We start from the raw sequence: 15,350 nt of genomic DNA, 5'->3' as shown, positions 1-15,350 counted from the left end.
TTGATGCGCCCCAACCACGACGGTGTTTTGAGGGGAAAACATGATGGGGTTCTTTGTTCTTGTCTCGGCCGCGATCGCGTTCGGGTTCCTTGCATTCGACATGATCCTCGGCCGCGCCCTGAAGCTGCTGTCGCGCTATTGGCCGAACGATGTCGCCGGGCCGGATGGCTGGCTGATCGACACGCGCGCACGCAACGGCGCCTTTGATCGGTAGGGGTCAGGCCGGACATCACTCCGCCGCCTCCTGAACCTGATCGGCACCCGCCTCGCGCCGCAGCTTGCGCACGAGCTCGAGCTCGGCCTGGAAGTCGACGTAATGCGGCAGCTTGATATGTTCGAGAAAGCCGGTCGCCTGGATATTGTCCGCGTGGTAAAGCACGAACTCGGTGTCCTGCGCGGGCGCACCTTCGAAATCCTCGCCCAGCTCTTCCCAGCGCAATGCGCGGTCCACAAGCGCCATGGAGATCGCCTTGCGCTCGGACTGGCCGAAGACGAGCCCATAGCCGCGCGTGAATTGCGGCGGCTCGGTCTTGGAGCCCTTGAACTGGTTGACCGTCTCACATTCCGTCAGCGTCACCTCGCCAATCTCGATGGCAAAGCCAAGCTCGGGGATGTCCATCTCCACCGCGACCGTGCCGATGCGCAATTCACCGACAAAGGCGTGGTTGCGGGCGTAGCCGCGTTGCGTGGAATAGGCGAGGCCGAGGGTGAACCCCTCATCCGCGCGGGTCAGGGCCTGCAGGCGCAAGGCGCGGCTCGCGGGCATTTCCAGAGGCTCGCGGGTCAGGTCCGGGGGCGCCGTGTCGTCCTGTGGCGCCTCCTCGATCAGGCCCTCGCGGTTCAGAAACCCGGTGACATGCGGCACCTCGTCAAACGTCGCCTTGCGCGTCGGGGCGACAGGCGCCTCGCCGTCGGCAGCCAGTTTAAAGTCCAAAAGCCTGTGCGTGTAGTCGAATGTCGGGCCCAGCACCTGCCCGCCCGGCAGGTCCTTGAACGTCGCCGAGATGCGTCTGTCGCAAGCCATCGCGCCCGTATCCACCGGCTCTGACGCGCAAAAACGGGGCAGCGTGGTGCGGTAGGCGCGGATCAGGAAGATCGCCTCGATCAGATCGCCGCGCGATTGCTTGATCGCCAGCGCCGCGAGGTCAGGATCGTAAAGCGAGCCCTCGGCCATGACACGATCAACGGCCAGCTTCATCTGTTCCCGGATTTGCGCAATGCTCAGCTCGGCAACGCTGGTCTCGCCGCGGCGCTCTTCGGCGAGCCACGCATGGGCGCTTTCGATCGCGCGCTCGCCGCCTTTCACAGCCACATACATCAGGACACCTCGGTTGTGCGCGGAAGCGCGGCGATTTGCGCGCCGCTGGTGAAGATGAAATCGAGCCCCAGCGGGAACAGCCGCTGATTGCGTTGGAAGGCGTCGATCTCTGGCAAGGACAGCGCGGCGTGCGTTTGGATCCCGGGTCCGCGAAGGGTCGCACCTGTGGGGGCAAGTTCCGTGCACTCCACGATCAGCGTTGTCGACCGATCGGGGTATTCCGGCGTCCCGATGGGGTAGGCGCCCAGCGGCATCAGGTCCTCCCACCCGCCGATCGCAAACATCGCGTGCGACGGACCCGCCAGTGGCGCGCCGGTGTGGAAGGCCAACCATGCGCGCGTTTCGTCGGTGTCCACCGCTCCGGCGAGGTAGACGGGCGTGTCGGCGTCGCAGAGCGTCAGCAAGACGCTGCCCGCCGCAATCGAGAGCGGAGCGGGCGGTTTGGCACCTGTGATGTCCTGGATCGTGCCGGGGCGCGCCATCGCATCCATGACAGCGCGAAAGGCGTGGGCGGATTGGATCGCCGGGGTGCTGAACCCGCCTGCCAGAGTTTCGGCCTGCATCATTCCCATCCCCTAATCCTCGCCGCGCGCCATGGTGAAGAACTCCACCTTCGTCGCGGCGGCTTTCTCAGCGCGTTCGGTCTTGGCCGCGCGCTGCTCGGCTTCCAAAGGCTCCAGAACGGCTGCGCGGATCGCGCCCGCCTCTGGCCCCTGCATCAATGCGTCCACCAGAGCCGCGGCTTCGGCGTCGGGCTTGCGGCGCCCCTGGATGTAGGCGTGACCGACGGCGCCGCTCTCCAATGTGAGGGCGCAGCGGGTGACAGTGACTTCGCCGAGGTTGAAGAGCGCCCCGGTGCCGCCCGCACGGCCGCGCACCATCGTGCTGCCGATCTCTGGCGCGCGGAGCCAGGTGAAAGCCGGGCGCTCCATCGCTGCATCCAGCAGCTCCGCAACCCGCCCCTCGGGCGCCTTTGCCACAAGGCCCATCCAGGCTTTCCGCTCTGCAGTCTGGTCAAGACCGTCTTTCATCTCGACAACATTTCCCAATACTATACAACTATACTTATCATAGCAGACGCGCAGCCCAGAGTCAGAAGAGATTTGTGAAACTTGCGTGACACATTCGCCAAAACACCCATCTGGCGGGCCATCGCGGATGCGCTGCGCGGCGATCTGGCCGAGGGCCGGTATGCGCCCGGAGACAAGCTGCCGACCGAGGCGGCACTGGCCGAACGCTTTGGGGTGAACAGGCACACGGTGCGCCACGGCATCTCGGCTTTGGTCGAGGAAGGCTTGATCCGAACGCGGCGCGGCTCGGGCGCCTTCGTTGCCGCGCGCCCAACCGATTATCCCATCGGCCAGCGTGTGCGCTTCCATGAAAACCTGATCGCCGCCGGGCGCCGCCCTGCCAAACGCGTGTTGCAGGTCGAAGACCGCGCCGCGACCGATGGCGAAGCAAAGGCGCTGCGCATCAGGCCAGGAGAAACCGTCTGCGCGTATCACGGCCTGTCCCTCGCCGATGGCCAGCCCCTCGCGGTCGTCGAAAGCGTTTTCCCCTCAGGCCGCCTGCCCGGAATCGCCGCAGCCCTGGCGGCGCACACAAGCATCACGCAAGCGCTGCAGTCCGTGGGCGTCGCCGACTACACCCGCGCCTCGACCCGCCTCACCGCCGTCCGCGCCACCGTTACCCAGGCTCTGCACCTGCACGTGGCCGAGGGTGATCCGCTGCTCAAATCGACAAGTGTGAATGTGGACGAGGCAGGCCGCCCAGTTGAATACGGGCGGACGTGGTTTGCCGGCGATCGGGTGACGCTCACGCTCGAAGAGCGCTGATCGCTCCGAAGTACACCGCCAGCGGCAGACCTTTGCTCACCGGCAAAACTGCGGGGAACAGACCCAGCTGCATCGGGTTTCATGTGCATGAGACACGGCTGTCAAGATTCTGTTGTGTTGGACCAGTAGGTGACGCGCATGGAAGAGACGTTGGACGCCCTGATCGCCGAGCGCGCACCTTGGCTCTACAGGCATGGCGTGCCGTCCCGGGCGGCCCGCGCGCTGTTTCATCGCCTTCTGGGGTACCGCGGAACGGTCGCTTTGGCCAAATCGTTCGAACACCAGTCCGCCAGCACCATCATGCAAAGCGTCGGCGAGGAGATCGCGCGGCACGTCAGCCCATCCGGCTTGTCCCGGATCCCGACGGCCGGTCCCGCGCTGATCGTGGCCAACCACCCGACGGGGATCGCGGATGGGATCGTGCTCCACACCCTCATTTCTGCGCGCCGCAAGGACGCGTTCTTCTTCGCAAACCACGATATCCTGCGCCTATTTCCGCAGATGGCGGACATGATCGCGCCCGTCGAGTGGCGCCGGGAGAAACGCAGCCACGGCAAGACACGGCAAACCATGGCGTTCACGCGGCGCGCCATCGAGGCTGAGCGCATCGGCGTCATCTTCCCGTCGGGCCGACTGGCCAAGCGGCGCGGGACGCACCTCGAAGAGCGGCCTTGGATGGCTTCGGCGGCGATGATCGCGCGCAAGTTCGACCTGCCTGTGATCCCCGTGCGCATCAGCGCGCACAATTCCGCGCTGTTTTACGCGTTTGACAAGCTGCACCCGACGCTGCGGGACATCACCCTGTTCCACGAGACAATGAACAAGCGCCGACACCACTTCTCGGTCACCATCGGGGAGCCCGTCGCGGCGTGTGATCTTCCGCGGTCTTCGGAGGCCGCAATCGCCGAATTGAAGGCCCGCGTGCTGAGCCTTGGCGGCGACGCGTCGCGGATCGCGGCCTTTGGCGGCGTGCGGCGTGACACAGCGCCTCGCGAGCCGCTGTCGATCAGAGCGCGCAGGGGCTGGGCGTAATCGTCTTCTCGCGTTTCGGCACGAAAACGCCCCCATCCCGCGCGGGATGAGGGCGCCTGTAACTGGGTAGCCTGGGGCTTACTCGAGACCCATGCAGTTGGCGTAATAGGTCACGGTTGCGGGCCAGTCGGAGAAAATCCCCTCGACACCGACGTCCTGAGCGAGCGCATCGATGTAGTCGTACATCACGCCGTCGCTGGAGGTGATGTCGCCGATGGACTGGTAATACCAGCCGCCGCCGCGCACGAGTGGGCCGGAGCGTTCGATGGTCCAGGTGACGATCTTTAGGTCTGCCGCCTTGGCCTGCACGGCCAGCTCGGAGGGAACGATCTCTTCGCCATCGAGCGTCACGAGCATCCAGGTCGGCGGGGCAATGTAGTTCACGCCCATCGCCTTGAGCTCTTCCATGGTGTTCGGCCAGGTGGCCGGGTCCATGGGCGAGTAGCCCTCGATGTTGTATTCGTCCATCAGGTAGACGGCCTGCGCGCCGAACTCGGGCTCGGCCTCGATCCAGTAGAGGACGTCCTCGAGGTTGAAGCTCTGCAGCCAGACGTCCGCTGCCGGGATGCCGGCGGCCTTGTATTCGTCCACCAGCTTTTGCGCGTAGTCTTCCTGGCTGAACCCGTTGAAGGGCATCTCGACCGAAGGAGACTTGAGCTCGGGGGTGAACTTGGCACCCAGCGATTTGAAGAGCTCGATGGACTCGGCGTGGGTCATGATCGTGGCCGGCTCGGCGGAATAGAGGTCCGTGCGCCAATCCGCGGTGCCGCCAAGATAGGCGTCCACGGTGGTGGCCGAGCGGTCGGCCGCGTCCATCTTGGGCGTCAGCGTGCGGTATTCGTCGAGGGTGATCTCGGAGGTGCGGCACTCGGCGCCGGCCTGCGTGTCACCCTCCGCCGGCGTAAAGGGCGTGACACAGGTCGAGGCCAGCGGCGTGGCAAGGATGTCGGTGGTCGTGTGCAGATCGTTCTGCGCGTGGCGGCAGACCAGCTCGAGATCCTTGGTAAAGGTCACGTCACATTCGAGGATGCCTGCGCCCATCCGCGCGGCCGCGACGTTGGATTCGACGGTGTGCTCGGGGAATTGCATCGGTGCGCCCCGGTGCCCGATGGAAAAGAGCGACGGTGCAGCCTCCTGCGCCGAGCAGGACATCAGTTTGTCCTTGAGCGGGCCATCGGCCATGCGGTCGATCAGGTAGAGCGGGCGCGGGCCGTAATCGACACGGTCGATGGATTGCGCGAAAACGGGTGCGGCGGCCAGCGCGGCCGTCGCAATCAGACAAGTGCGAAGCATTGGAAAGTCCCCAGGTTACGGATGCGCTCACAGTCGCGTGAAAGTGCAAAGCCTGCATGACGCGGGCTCAAAGCTTTTGTGACGGCGCCCTTGCCTTGGACCCGGTTTGGCCAGTCTCGGGGGACCACTGCCAGAACCAGCGCTCGGCGGTCTCGTCCACAAGGCGGAACCCGGCACGCTCGTAGAAGCGGCGCGCCGCGACGTTGGTCGTCAGCCCCCGCACCCGCAGCGGCAGCTCGGCCTTGCGCGCCGCGTCTTGCCTGAGGCGCAACAGCGCCGTTCCGACGCCTTGGCCCTGGGCTTCGGGATCGAGGTAGAGCTTGGCAATTTGGTGGTGGTTCGGCGCGCGGACGGTCTGAATGACGCCGAGCGCGGCGCCGTCCCGCATGACCATCTCGTGACCTGCGAGGTCGAGCGTCTCGGGGCATGCCGAGGGGCGCCAGTTGCCCCAGAGCGCTTCGGCGTGCGCGCGGATGCCGATCTCTTCGAGCTCGAGGATGCGGCGCCGATCACCGTCGGCAGCGCGCCTGAGGTGGAACTCTGGCGAAATTGGCACCGCGTCACCCCCCATATCTGTCGAGGAAGACTTTGGCCTCCAGCGTGCGAAAGTCCTCCAGCGCTGCGCGCAACGCATCGTGCGGCCAGTCCCACCAAGCCAGTGCGATCAGGCGCTCGGCGATCTCGGGAGGCTGGCGCAGGCGCAGCACCTTGGCCGGCGTTCCGGCGACGATGGTGTAGGGCGCGACGTCCTTTGTCACGACCGCGCCCGCCGCGACGACGGCACCGTGGCCCAGCGTCACCTCAGGCTTGATCATCGCGCCCGCGCCGATCCAGGTGTCGTGCCCGATATGGGCGGTACGTGAGCGGCGGTGCGCAAAGAAGGCCGCATCGCGCGCGGCATCGTCCCAGTAGTCGTCGGAGCGGTAGAGGAAGTGGTGGCAGGAAGCCGTGTGCAGCGGGTGATCCGTTGCGCCGATGCGGGCGAAGGCGGCGATGTTGGAGAATTTGCCGATCTGCGCGTTGGCGATGTCGGCATAGCGGTCGCAGTAGGAATAGTCGCCGAAGGCCGAATTGTTCACCCGGCTGCCCTTCCCGATCTCTACGTAGGCGCCAAACGAGCTGTCGGTGATCTCACACTCGGCGTGGACAAAGGGCTCCGGGCCAAGCCGTGCCATCACTCCTTGCGCCCGATGAGCTTGCCCCGCAGCCAGCCCGAGAACCAGTCCATGAACATCACCATCAGGACGATGAGCACGATGTAATAGGCGACCTCCTCCCAGTCCTTCTGGGTCTGGATCGCCTGCGTCAGCATCAGGCCGATGCCGCCGCCTGTGATCGCGCCGATGATCGTGGCCGAGCGGGTGTTGGATTCCAAGAAATAGAGGATTTGCGCCAGGAGCACCGGCACCACCTGCGGGATCACGCCAAAACGGTAGCGTTGCAGCGGCTTGGCGCCGGTGCTTTCCACGCCCTCGATCTGCTTGCCATCGACGTTTTCCAGCGCTTCGGAAAAGATCTTGCCGAAAGTGCCGGTGTCGGTGATCAGGATGGCGAGCGTGCCGGTCAGGGGACCGGGGCCAAAGGCGCGGGCCAGCACCACCGTCCAGATCAGCGCATCCACACCGCGTACGAAGTCGAACACCCGCCGCGTCGCCGCGCGCAAGAGCATCAGCGGCGAGAAGCGCTTGGCCGCCAGAAACGCCAGCGGCAGGGCCAGCATCGCCGCGCCCATCGTGCCGAGGAAGGCCATGAGCAGCGTCTCCCCGATCGCCCAGACCACATCGTTGTGGCGCCACATGGCGTTGTTCCACCAGTCATAAATGGCGCCCGTGACGTTGCTGCGCGCCGGATCCAGCCGCTCGCCAAAGAGGATCGTGCCCATCCCGTGGCCGTGATAGGGGCTGTCGAGCGTGAACCAGAAGAGCTCCCATCCCGGGAAGTAGTTGAACACTTCGGTCCGCGCGCCCGTCAGGGTGATGCGGCCTTCGGGTGTGGTGATGCCGATACGGCGGTTCGAGGCGCTGATCCAGTCAGGTACATCCTCGGGCAGGTTGCTGACCACGCTGCGGCCCTCGGCCTGCACCTCGATCAGGGGGAAATCGGGAAGTTCGATCTCGGTCCGGTTCTCCGGCAGGTAGCGCACGATGTGGCCGCCGCCGAGGTCGATGGTGAGGATGTCGTCGCCGCTCACCCATGCGGGGCGCTGGCCTTCGGGATAGCGGCCCTTGCGCTCGCCCTCGACGGCATAGCTGATCTCGCCCGAGCGGTTGTCGCGGGTCACGTGCACCTTGTGGGACCAGCTGTCCGACACCAGCGTGACGGCGTTCTCCATGCTGGCCCGCTGCGCCAGACCCGGCAGGTCGAACGCAAAGAAGATGTAGACCAGGTAAGCGAGGATCACTGTGGGGATGGCAAAGCCGAAGAAACGCTTGCGCGCGAAGAGCCTCGTGGCCTCGTCCTTGGTCGTGTCGAGATCGCGGCTCAGATCAGCGGTTGTCATTGTGCCTGCCCCTCGGTCAGTCGGTTGCGGTAGTGGCTCGAGAGCTGGTCAAAGAAGACGATGGTCCCGAACAAGAGGATGAAGATCGCGGCGGCCTCGTCAAAACGTCCCGGCCCCCAGGCCATCGCGTTGCGCAGCTCGTAGCCGATGCCCCCTGCCCCGACAAAGCCGAGGATGGCCGAGGCGCGGATGTTGATCTCGAAGCGCAAGAGCGCGTAGCTGACAAAATTGGGCGCCACCTGCGGCAACACGCCCAGCAGCATCCTCTGCGACCATCGGGCTCCGGTCGAGCCCAGCCCTTCGATGGGCTTGAGGTCGGCGTTTTCGGAGACTTCGGAAAAGAGCTTGCCGAGCGCGCCGGCGGTGTGGATCGCGATGGCGATCATCGCGGGCACCGGCCCGCCGCCGAGGACAAAGATCAGCACCAGCGCGATCACGATTTCAGGCACCGCGCGCATGATGTCCGAGATGCGCCGGAAAAGCGGGATCAGGCGCGGCCATCTGGCCAGCCCCCGCGTGCTTAAGAGCGCCAGAAACAGCCCGCCGATGGCCCCGATCAGGGTGGAGACGGCCGCGATGTTGATGGTCTCGAAGAGCGCGGGAAAGTATTTCACGATCAGCCCGGGCAGATCGGCGCGTTTCTCCCACGCCTCGGACAGGACATCGGCTGGATAGTCGCCGATCTGGTGGATGCCGTCCCAGAACCCGCCCGCGTTGCGGTCGTCGGCGATGTTGAAACCCGACACCATCAGCACGACAAAGATCAAAAGCGCCAGACCGCTGTAAAGCCACCGGCGCTGCACCTGCGCCATGTAGCTCGATTGAATCGCGCCCACATCCTGCGGCGCCGTGCCAAGCGTTGCGTCAGCCATGCCCCATTCCCCCGAATGCAAAAAATCCGGCAGCCCCAAGGGGAGCTGCCGGAGACGTCATGAAAATGGCTTAGCCGCCGATCTTGGCCTTGCGGGCCTCGACGATGGAAACGTAGGTGTCGTGGGTGACGGGCTGGAAGCCGAGCGTTTCGCCAGCGGCGACCGCATAGGCGCAGTCTTCGTCGCGCTCGTGCAGGGTGTCCATCAGCTCGGTCATGGTGGCGCGCACGTCTTCGGGCAGCGCCTTGCGCAGAACGATGGGGCCCTCGGGGATGACCTTGGATTTCCAGATCTGCTGGAGCTCGTTCATGTCGATCAGGCCGGCATCCACGGCCTTGCGCAGCGCGCCCGAGTTGTAGCCGTCTTCCCAGTTGCCCTGGCCGTCGGCCCAGGTCACGCCGGCGTCGATGTCACCGTTGTTGACCGCGACGATGGTCTGCTCGTGGCCGCCGGTGAACTTCACTTCGCCGAAATACTCACCGGAGTCCATGGTCACGCCGTCTTTGTACTGCGGGATCTCGATAGACGGGATCAGGTAGCCCGAGGTCGAGTTCGGATCGCCAAAGCCAAACACTTTGCCTTCCATGTCGTCGAGCGAGGTGATGCCGCTGTCGACGCGCGCAAAACCAATCGAGTGATAGCCGACGGAGCCGTCGAGGTTGACCTTGATCAGCACCGGCTCGACCGCGTCCTCGTCTTGCAGGAAGGTCGCGGCATAGGCGGACGCGCCGAGCCATGCCATGTCGATGGAGCCGCCAAGGAGGCCCTGGATCACGCCGTTGTAGTCAGCCGGGGCAAACAGCTTGGTTTCCACGCCGAGCGCCTCGCTGGTGTAGTCCTGCAGGCAGGAATAGGCGTTCAGACGGTCTTGCGCGTTCTCACCGCCCAGGATGCCGATGCGGAATTCGGTGATGGCGTGGCCGTCGGCCAGCGCGGCGGAGCTCAGGGCAGTCGAGGCGGCAAGCGCCAGGGCGAGGGTCTTTTTCATCGTCATCTCCCATGGATATGATGAAGGTGGCCCGCGGGACCCGCGGGTGGGTAACTGGCTCAGACGAAGGCTTCGGCTTTGCGAACCTCGGGTCTGTCCAGCGTTTCAATTTCGGTGGAGGTGGCGGCCTCGGAGAAATCCGCGCCCGCGCCGTAGATGTCGCGCGCCACGCCGGTGGTCAGCTGCGCGGGCGTGCCGTCGAACACGATCCGCCCGTCGCGCATCCCGATCACCCGGTCGCAATAGCGCCGCGCTGTATCGAGCGTGTGCAGGTTGGCGATGACCATACGCCCGTCCTGCTCGTGGATGTCGCGCAGGCTCTGCATCACCACCTGCGCGTTCATCGGATCGAGGGAGGCGATGGGCTCGTCTGCCAGGATGATCTTGGGGTCCTGCATCAACGCCCGCGCAATCGCCACGCGCTGCTGTTGCCCGCCCGAAAGCGCCTCTGCGCGTTTAGGGGCCTGCTCGGCGATGCCGAGTCGATCGAGGATCTCGATGGCCTTGTGGATGTCTGCCTGCGGGTAGAGATTGAACATCGTCGCAAGCGTCGAGCGCTTGTTCAGCGTGCCGTGCAACACGTTGGAGACGACGTCCATGCGCGGCACCAGATTGAATTGCTGGAAGATCATCGCACAGCGTGACTGCCAGTCCCGCTTGGCCGCGCCCTTGAGCGCCGTGATCTCTTCACCATCGAAGGTGATCGAGCCGTCCGATGCGTCCGTCAGCCGGTTGAGCATCCGCAGAAGCGTGGATTTACCAGCACCCGACCGCCCGATGATCCCGATCATCGTCGGTCTGTCTACCGAGACATTGGCCGTATCCACAGCCGTCTTGTCTCCGAACCGCTTTGTCAGCGCGTCGATCGTCAGCATATCGCCCCCATGTTTGGAGGCCCGATTAAGCCGGGTGCGCTACAGCTTTGTGACCGTTACGATTCAAGTTTTTTGCAATCTCACGACGTTTTTGTGACAGCGCGCATGTTTCGGGCATTTGGCACCAGGCGGGATTTTTTCGCGGCTCATGTCATAAAACCGTTACAAAGCGACTCTCTCAACTCTAGGCTGGAGGCATGATTCCACGTCGCGTCCTTACTTTGGCCCTTGCGGTTCTCGCACTCTCAAGCGTCTTGCCGATCCAAGCGCGCGCCAAGATGTCCGACGTGAGCTGCGATGACAGCGCACGCATGATGTCGATGCTGACCGACGTTCTGAATGCCGAGCGGCAAGGCATGGGCTTGCGCGATCCCGAGACGATGCTGGAAGTCTGGGTCTCGCGCAAAAACGGCGAATGGCTGATCGTGCAGACCTATGCCAACGGCACATCCTGCATCGTCGCCATGGGGGAACACTGGGAAGCCATCCCAGCCGGCCCTGCCTGAAGCCCCCCCCACGAAGTTGCCGCAGATCATGCAAGGGTGTCCGCCATTCACGCACGGCGACCGTTGGTGTCTTACAAGCAACGCACTAATCCTCGCTGACGGCAAAGACGATCGCCACGCCCGTTTGGCCATCGCAAGGTCGCCGCGCTGGTGGAACGGAAAGAGCGATATCACCCGATCCTGGAGCGCCCTTTCCCCAAAAGGCAGGCCCATGCCTAACGCGATGCTTTGGTGAACGCCGCCAAGACGGGTGCGAGCCGGTCCAGCCATCGACCACAATAGGGTCCACGCTGTCTGCACACTATGATGGTTACGACCGTACCTGCTGTCGTCGCAGTAGCTGTATCAGAGCCACCGCGGGTTCATGTAAGTCTGACGGTGCATCAGGAAGTTATCGAAACCTCAGGGAAAAGGCTGATTTTTAACAATCAGATGCTCGAAGCAGGTCGCTCGATGAAATTGTGGCGGAGACGAAGGGATTCGAAAGCACATCTGCAAATCTATATAAATCCTATGATAACAGATGCTTATGGTATTTTCAGCAAACGCTGTTCTTCTGAATGTGTGTAGCAAAATGTGGAGCACGATTTGGCACTTTCAGAAACCTGACATAGCTCGGCTTGGAAGGAGATTTCCATGGCCGGGCTCGTATTGCGGAATGACAAATGCTGGCATCTCAGGATGCGCGTCCCTCGCCGGTATAGGACGGTCGAGAAACGCGGCGAGATCACCCGCTCGTTGAAGACGGGCTGTCGCAAAGAAGCCCTCGTACGGATGCCCGCAGCCGAAGCAATTGTCCTAGCGGATTTGGATGCGCGCCTTGCTGTTGGTACGGCCCGTAACGATTACGACACGGAACTTTTCTCTGCCGCTGTGGCCATGGCCGCCACGCGGGGCGTTCAGTACAAGCCGGCCGTGGAGGTTGCTCAGGAGCCGCTCGAGCAAATCCTGTCACGCCTGGATCAGATCGGATCGAAAGACGGACAGGAGGTCGCCAAGGCGCTTCTCGGCGGGGTCGAGGCACCGAGTCTGATGCTCTCCGAACTCGTCGCCGAGATCGAACGCATCTCCGCCCATGATAACCGTTTCAAAAGCGTAGAACAGATGCGTCTCTGGCGAAATCCGCGGCTGCGCGCGGTCGCCAACTTGACAACCGCAATTGGAGAAGACCGACCCGTCCTCTCAATCGATGCCGCTGCCGCACGCCGTCACAAGCAATGGTGGCAGGCGCGCCGCGCGAAGGAGGGCCAATCTCATGAGACGGCGAACAAGGACTTTTCTAACATGGGTTCGATGCTCGCTCGATACTATGACAGCCTCGATTTTCCGGATCCGCCGCAACCCTATTCGCGTATCTCGATCGTCGACAAGCATGCCCCTAAGAAACGCAAATCTGAGATCCCGGTCGCATGGATCCGTGACCGATGGCTGAAACCTGGGGCATTCGACGGGCTCGAGCCCGAAGCTCGTGACGTCCTTCTGATCTCACTCGAAACAGGGTGTCGTCAGTCAGAGATCTACAATCTCCCACCGGCTGGAATTGTACTAGATGCGCCGGTCCCACACATTGAAATTGCGTTCGAGACAGGTCCGCATCGGAGAGAGGTAAAAAATGTCGCCTCCCTGCGGCAAATGCCGCTGGTCGGCCTCGCACTCGCCGCAGCGCGCAGGCACCCACAAGGCTTCCCGAAGTACCGCGGGAAGAGTAGCTACTCGGCAGAGGTGAACGGGTTCCTCCACGACAACGGCCTGGTGCCGCCCAAAGGCTATACGGCAGGTGGTCTACGGCATACTTGGGAGAGTCGCTGGAAGATGCAAGACCTGCCTTCCGATGACCGCGCTGAAATGATGGGCCATTCTGTCGGCGCAGCAAGAAACCGTGAGGTCTACGGTGATTCTATGAGCCTTGTGAGGAAGCGGGTGCTAATGCTGCGAGTGGCATTCGAAGTGCCCGAACATCTCGCTTGATGGGCGGAGAGCAGTCGTTCGCTGCGCAAGACATGAACGTCGGTCAGACGCAGGAAGCAGTCATGCAAAGTGAGGCCAGCAGAACTCAGCGAACCTGAGAGTTGGTCAGACGCAAAGTGACCTTTGGTGTGTGCGAACTTGCACTGAGGCTTTAGGGAGTTTTTGATCAGAGCCCCGTAGACCTTTCGAGGCCAAGCGGAGGCGTCATCCACGTGAGAGCTTTCGCACGAACGTTGCAGTCGATAAGAGAACGAAATGTCAAGGCTTCCAGTCACCAAGATCCCAAAGGACCCTAACCGCTCAACGCAAAACGCGGTTTCCCCGTTCCGTTACCCGGGCGGCAAGGGTTTCATGTCGGCCTTCTTGAAGCAGCGAATGCAGTTACTCGAAGCGCCGACAAATCGGGTTTTGGCAGAACCGTTCTGTGGTGGAGCAGGCGCAGCCTTGATACTACTAGCGGACGGTTTCGCGGACCAAATCATGCTTAATGACGCCGATTTGCGTATCTTCTCGGCATGGCATGCAATCTTGGAAGAGCCTGAGCGCTTCGTCGCAAAGCTGCGAAAAGTGAGCCTCGATATGCAAGAATGGTATCGGCATCGCGACTTGGTTGCTGGATTCTCTGACAACAAATACGACTTCGATGTGGGGTTCTCAACGTTCTACATGAATCGCACAACCCGGTCTGGGATCATTATGAATGCTGGACCTATCGGCGGGTACGATCAGCGCGGAAAATGGAAGCTGGACGCACGATTCAACGTCGAGCGCCTAGCCAACCAAGTGGAATGGCTTGCCGCGAACCGGAACCGGCTTGAACTGTCGAACATGGACGCTTTGTCTTTCATCGACCGTGTGCGGCGCAAACCCACATCGGATAACACAATGTTCTTCATCGACCCCCCATATGTCAAAGCTGGTGGTCGCCTCTATTTCGACGGCATGAGTGAAGCGAAGCATGTCGCCTTGTCCGATATCCTGACGAGCGGAACCGTCAAGCGTTGGGTTCTCACCTACGACGATGCACCACTGATCAGGCAGTTGTACAGGTCGCAGACATGTTCAAATATATCAGTTAATTACAGCCTTCAATCGAAGCGCCGCGAGAATGAAATACTTGTAGAGCCGAATTACCTTTAAGCGAGAGCGGTTGCGCGGAAATCGCTCAACCAAGCAAGAACTTGTGGCATGTTCTCGGACTCATCGATTTCGACACCGTCTCTGGCAAGGGCTTGTCCAAGAACTGCGTTTTTTGGCAAACGTGTACGGTCGAGAAGCGCGCCGTGTATCACGTGCTCATTGTTCCACTGATCCTCGTCTGCGACACGGAATGGAATCAAGGTTGCATAACTGACGTTGCCGCGATGCGGGTCGTCCATATAGTGCCTTTCAAATAGTTTTGAGTGCGTACTTACTGGTTTGCCTGGCCAATTATGGCCGCTGGCAACTTGCGCAAAATAGAACAGAATCGGTGGTGGGCGAACGTCGATCTGCCAAGAAATCACGTCGACACCCCCATCCTTTTCTTTCGGTGGTGTGTACCTTCCTGGAGCGTCTCTCGTCTGGAATCCAGCGCCTCGCGCCTCCGCTCTTTTGAGAGTAGCAATGATATCGGCTTTGTCAGTGCGCGGCCATCCAATGCTTGCGGCGCTTCCACTGGCTAAACCGGCCATCGCAAAGGTCGAGAGAACCTGAAAAACCCTATTCCGGAGCCGCTGTATCAACTCGTCTGTAACTTCGAAATCAAAGAGACTTTTCTTGGTCAAATGAGTTGTGACCAGGCAGGTTAGGTAGGGCGTAAATCTGTCATCCTGCCAATCTTCTACCAAGACCAACTCCTCCGCGTCGTCTCCCAGACGAAAGGGATATGCACTGTCACAGTCCTTGAGCCGAAAATCGACTTCATTTTCAATACGCTCTCGAACTCTCTCTTTTTCCGCGTCAATTCTTGCGATGTTTCCGGCATCATCGTATCCGAGATCATCGGTGTCGTCGTCAGGTTGATCATCTTCAAGGGCCTCAAATTGCTCTTCGATGGCCGCATCAAGCTCGTCCAGTCTTGCGGTACGAAACTCGTTGAAGAAAGCAACAAGCTCCAACCAGTCCACCAAGACATGATCATCGGCGTTCAAGCCGGGCGTCACTACGGGTTCAATCGCCATG

The 15,350-nt window shown here is 62.0% G+C and carries 17 protein-coding genes; 6 read left to right on the top strand and 11 right to left on the bottom strand.

What is annotated here, in order from left to right; all coding sequences use genetic code 11:
- Positions 1 to 43: 43 nt before the first annotated feature.
- Positions 44 to 214: a hypothetical protein gene (locus ACU0B3_RS16605; protein WP_446261992.1), complete on the top strand. Its 171-nt coding sequence runs from the start codon at positions 44 to 46 to the stop codon at positions 212 to 214.
- A 15-nt stretch (positions 215 to 229) separates the two neighbouring features.
- Here the strand turns inward: ACU0B3_RS16605 and ACU0B3_RS16600 are convergent, their stop codons facing one another.
- Genes ACU0B3_RS16600 through phnG form a run of 3 tightly spaced genes read right to left on the bottom strand, consistent with a single transcriptional unit; the run spans position 230 to position 2,349 of the window.
- Complete coding sequence (locus tag ACU0B3_RS16600; protein WP_446261991.1) at positions 230 to 1,318, bottom strand: carbon-phosphorus lyase complex subunit PhnI; 1,089 nt, start codon at positions 1,316 to 1,318, stop codon at positions 230 to 232.
- On the bottom strand, positions 1,318 to 1,881 hold the full coding sequence (gene phnH, locus ACU0B3_RS16595; protein ID WP_446262268.1) for a phosphonate C-P lyase system protein PhnH: 564 nt from the start codon (positions 1,879 to 1,881) through the stop codon (positions 1,318 to 1,320). Before phnH ends, ACU0B3_RS16600 begins: the two co-directional genes overlap by 1 nt.
- A 12-nt stretch (positions 1,882 to 1,893) precedes the next feature.
- Positions 1,894 to 2,349, bottom strand: a complete 456-nt coding sequence (gene phnG, locus ACU0B3_RS16590) for a phosphonate C-P lyase system protein PhnG (protein ID WP_446261990.1) — start codon at positions 2,347 to 2,349, stop codon at positions 1,894 to 1,896.
- An 81-nt stretch (positions 2,350 to 2,430) separates the two neighbouring features.
- Between phnG and phnF the strand changes: the two genes are divergently transcribed.
- Both phnF and ACU0B3_RS16580 read left to right on the top strand, forming a co-directional pair.
- Positions 2,431 to 3,153 carry a phosphonate metabolism transcriptional regulator PhnF gene (phnF, locus tag ACU0B3_RS16585; RefSeq protein WP_446261989.1) on the top strand — a complete coding sequence of 241 codons (723 nt, stop codon included), beginning with the start codon at positions 2,431 to 2,433 and terminating at the stop codon, positions 3,151 to 3,153.
- A 138-nt stretch (positions 3,154 to 3,291) separates the two neighbouring features.
- Positions 3,292 to 4,185, top strand: a complete 894-nt coding sequence (locus ACU0B3_RS16580; protein WP_446261988.1) for a 1-acyl-sn-glycerol-3-phosphate acyltransferase — start codon at positions 3,292 to 3,294, stop codon at positions 4,183 to 4,185.
- A gap of 78 nt (positions 4,186 to 4,263) precedes the next feature.
- Here ACU0B3_RS16580 and ACU0B3_RS16575 read toward each other — a convergent pair whose 3' ends face one another.
- From ACU0B3_RS16575 to phnC, 7 genes are all read right to left on the bottom strand, one after another.
- The gene (locus ACU0B3_RS16575) at positions 4,264 to 5,478 is read right to left on the bottom strand and encodes a glycerophosphodiester phosphodiesterase family protein (protein WP_446261987.1); all 1,215 of its coding nucleotides are present in this window, start codon (positions 5,476 to 5,478) and stop codon (positions 4,264 to 4,266) included.
- A 67-nt stretch (positions 5,479 to 5,545) separates the two neighbouring features.
- A complete protein-coding gene (locus ACU0B3_RS16570; protein ID WP_446261986.1) occupies positions 5,546 to 6,034 on the bottom strand; it encodes a GNAT family N-acetyltransferase in 489 nt (162 codons plus the stop codon).
- Positions 6,035 to 6,038: 4 nt separating this feature from the next.
- Complete coding sequence (locus ACU0B3_RS16565) at positions 6,039 to 6,653, bottom strand: chloramphenicol acetyltransferase (protein WP_446261985.1); 615 nt, start codon at positions 6,651 to 6,653, stop codon at positions 6,039 to 6,041.
- Positions 6,653 to 7,978, bottom strand: coding sequence for a phosphonate ABC transporter, permease protein PhnE (phnE, locus tag ACU0B3_RS16560; RefSeq protein WP_446261984.1), 1,326 nt, complete (start codon positions 7,976 to 7,978; stop codon positions 6,653 to 6,655). Before phnE (ACU0B3_RS16560) ends, ACU0B3_RS16565 begins: the two co-directional genes overlap by 1 nt.
- Positions 7,975 to 8,850 (bottom strand): phosphonate ABC transporter, permease protein PhnE, encoded by an 876-nt coding sequence (phnE, locus tag ACU0B3_RS16555; protein ID WP_446261983.1) that lies wholly within the window; start codon positions 8,848 to 8,850, stop codon positions 7,975 to 7,977. The genes phnE (ACU0B3_RS16560) and phnE (ACU0B3_RS16555) overlap by 4 nt, the downstream gene beginning before the upstream one ends.
- A 70-nt stretch (positions 8,851 to 8,920) precedes the next feature.
- Entirely contained in the window at positions 8,921 to 9,838 is a 918-nt protein-coding gene (phnD, locus tag ACU0B3_RS16550) for a phosphonate ABC transporter substrate-binding protein (RefSeq protein ID WP_446261982.1), read from the bottom strand.
- 59 nt (positions 9,839 to 9,897) lie between these two features.
- The gene (gene phnC / locus ACU0B3_RS16545; protein WP_446261981.1) at positions 9,898 to 10,713 is read right to left on the bottom strand and encodes a phosphonate ABC transporter ATP-binding protein; all 816 of its coding nucleotides are present in this window, start codon (positions 10,711 to 10,713) and stop codon (positions 9,898 to 9,900) included.
- Positions 10,714 to 10,991: 278 nt separating this feature from the next.
- On the opposite strand from phnC, the gene ACU0B3_RS16540 reads away from it, so the two are divergent.
- From ACU0B3_RS16540 to ACU0B3_RS16530, 3 genes are all read left to right on the top strand, one after another.
- A complete protein-coding gene (locus ACU0B3_RS16540) occupies positions 10,992 to 11,219 on the top strand; it encodes a hypothetical protein (protein ID WP_446261980.1) in 228 nt (75 codons plus the stop codon).
- A 636-nt stretch (positions 11,220 to 11,855) separates the two neighbouring features.
- Positions 11,856 to 13,187, top strand: coding sequence for a DUF6538 domain-containing protein (locus ACU0B3_RS16535; protein ID WP_446261979.1), 1,332 nt, complete (start codon positions 11,856 to 11,858; stop codon positions 13,185 to 13,187).
- A 255-nt stretch (positions 13,188 to 13,442) separates the two neighbouring features.
- Complete coding sequence (locus ACU0B3_RS16530; RefSeq protein ID WP_446261978.1) at positions 13,443 to 14,327, top strand: DNA adenine methylase; 885 nt, start codon at positions 13,443 to 13,445, stop codon at positions 14,325 to 14,327.
- Here ACU0B3_RS16530 and ACU0B3_RS16525 read toward each other — a convergent pair.
- Positions 14,324 to 15,349 (bottom strand): hypothetical protein, encoded by a 1,026-nt coding sequence (locus tag ACU0B3_RS16525; protein WP_446261977.1) that lies wholly within the window; start codon positions 15,347 to 15,349, stop codon positions 14,324 to 14,326. The two genes, ACU0B3_RS16530 and ACU0B3_RS16525, sit on opposite strands and share 4 nt — an antisense overlap.
- Position 15,350 lies beyond the last annotated feature (1 nt).

Source organism: Pseudaestuariivita sp. (assembly GCF_052825805.1).
Note: the sequence above shows the minus strand (reverse complement) of the source record. Positions and strands in the feature narration are given on the sequence as shown.